Genomic DNA, 2,656 nt, shown 5'->3' with positions numbered 1-2,656 from the left:
CATCTTTTGTCTTGGGACTTGCCCAACAGCAGAGTGGCTCAAACCGTAGCCCTTTGGGACATCGTTGCTATCTGTTAGAAATCAATGGGTTTGTCAGCAATGGCAAACTGCAACTCCATTGGACTTACAGCCAGAATGTCCATCAACGGGCAACTATTGAACGTCAGGCTCAATGTTTCCTGACGGCTTTGCAAGCTCTGATTACCCATTGCCAGTTACCTGAGGCGGGCGGCTACACCCCTACTGACTTTCCCGAACTCAACCTTAGTCAAGGAAAACTTGACCAGCTTCTAGCACAAATCGACTTTATTCACCAGGAGGATTAAATGAGCCAGAAAAATATTGAAGCTATTTATCCCCTTTCTCTTTCCCAACAGGGTATGCTTTTCGAGAGCTTATCCGCTCCAGAGTCAGGGATACACATTGAGCAGTCCATTTGGAGTTTGCAAGGAGAATTAGACTTAGCAGCCTTTGAAAGAGCCTGGCTGCGAGTTGTGGGACGGCACTCGCTCCTCAGAACAGGCTTTGTTTGGAAGGACCAAGATGAGCCAATTCAGGTCGTACTTCAGCGGGTGAAAGTGCCACTGGAGCAACAAGACTTGCGCGGGTTTTCATTGCCCCAACAGCAAGAGAAATTGGAAAACTATATCAAGATGGACCGCATTCGTGGATTCGCACTTACCAAGGCTCCGCTAATACGTTTGGCAATTTTCCAAATGGACGAAAATGCACATTATGTTGTCTGGACTTTTCATCACATTATAATAGATGGCTGGTCCTTAGCTCTCATCTTGAAGGAATTTCTGACTTTCTACAAAGCATTTACCAAAGGTCAAGATTTATCATTGGAACCAAGCCGCCCCTATAAAAACTATATTGCTTGGCTCAAACAGCAAGAACAGTCCCAGGCTGAAGCATTCTGGCAAAAGAAACTTCAGGGTTTCAAAATGCCAACTCCACTGGCGACGGTTGCTGCGCCTGGTAGTTTTTCTGCCCAGAAAAAACACTATGGCAAACAAAAAGCCTGCTTGCCAGCGTCTGCTACAGAAGCACTACAGTTTTTAGCACGGCAACATCACCTGACCTTGAATATTCTAGTTCAAGGAGTCTGGGCTTTGCTCTTAAGCCGCTATAGTGGTGAATCAGATGTGATATTTGGTGCCACTGTCTCTGGCCGTCCGCCGGATCTAGCAGGGGTCGAATCAATGGTAGGTCTCTTCATTAATACCTTGCCAATACGGCTCAGGATTTCTGCTGAAGCATTACTGTGGTGCTGGCTTAAAGATATCCAAGTTCAGCACCTTGAGCAACGAGCTTATGAATACTGCTCTGCAGGGCAAGTTCAGCAATGGAGTGAAGTGCCAGCTTCGTTACCCCTTTATGAAAGCATTCTGGTTTTTGAGAACTATCCAGTTGATTCATCAATACTACAGTCCTCAAACCTAACCATAGATTTACATAAAACTCGCTCTACAGGGGCACAAACAAAATATCCCCTCACTGTTCTAGTCATCCCAGGTTCAGAGTTAGAGTTTCATATTGTCTATGACAGCGATCGTTTTTACAGCGACGATATAACTCTGATTCTGGAGCATTTTCTAACTCTTTTGAAAAGCATTGTTGCTGTCCCAGAGCAAGACCTTGCAACAATTATAAGTAGAATTTCGACAGAGCAAATTCCGCAAGTTAAACCGCTTCAGAAACATGTTCAACGAGAGTTAAAGGAGGACTTTATCCCACCCCGTGACTCTCTAGAACAGCAATTGGCACAAATCTGGTCTGAGGTTTTGGGCGTCCACCTTATCGGAGTACGGGACAACTTCTTTGACCTCGGCGGTCATTCCCTTTTAGCAGTCCGCCTCATGGCTCAGATTCAGCAGCAGTTCAGGAAAAATTTGCCCTTAGCAGCACTTTTCCAAGGCTCGACAATCGAACAGCTAGCTGATATTCTCCGCCAACAAACAGATTCCCTGTCTTGGTCTCCTCTGGTTCCAATTCAGCCCAATGGTTCAAAACGGCCTTTCTTTTGCTTGCCCGGAGCTGGTGGAAATGTCATCTACTTTTATGATTTGGCACGTTATCTAGGTTTAGACCAACCGTTTTACGGTTTACAATCACCGGGTTTGGATGGAGAATCGCAGCCTTACACCCAAATTGAGGATATGGCTGTCCACTATATCGAAGCACTACAGACCGTTCAGCCCCAAGGGCCGTATTTTCTGGGAGGTCATTCCTCAGGAGCATTGGTAGCTTTTGAGATGGCTCAACAATTACAAAAGCAGGGACATGAGGTGGCGCTAGTCGCCATCTTAGACACGGAAGCGCCGATTCCTGGTCGCCACCTGATTGGTGTTGATTGGGATGATGCTAAATGGCTGACCAGAATTACCAATCTCGTAGAGCGCTTCTTTGGGAAGAACCAGGAAATATCATATGAGGCTCTCCACTCCCTAAAACCTGAAGAGCAATTGAATTACATCGGAGAGCGGCTGAAAACAATCAATCTGCTGCCTCTTGAAGCTGGAATTAAACAAATTCGTGGTCTTATGCAAGTTTTCAAAGCCAATTATCAAGCTTCTGCTCATTATGTGCCACAGGAGGTTTATCCGACTCGAATAACCCTCTTCCGGGCTAGCGAGGTTTATCTTGAGGATAC

At 45.9% G+C, this 2,656-nt stretch carries 2 protein-coding genes; both read left to right on the top strand.

Going from position 1 to position 2,656, the window contains the following annotated elements; translation table 11 throughout:
• Positions 1-326: condensation domain-containing protein (locus LC574_RS34855; RefSeq protein ID WP_229458188.1), on the top strand; the 326-nt coding region annotated here is incomplete at its 5' end.
• A partial coding sequence (locus LC574_RS34850; RefSeq protein ID WP_229458186.1) for an alpha/beta fold hydrolase occupies positions 327-2,656 on the top strand: 2,330 nt, incomplete at its 3' end.

The organism is Nostoc sp. CHAB 5715 (assembly GCF_020829685.1).
In the GTDB taxonomy this organism is placed as follows: Bacteria; Cyanobacteriota; Cyanobacteriia; order Cyanobacteriales; family Nostocaceae; genus Nostoc.
The sequence above is the reverse complement of the archived record's forward strand: the minus strand, read 5'-3'. Positions and strand labels throughout refer to the sequence as shown.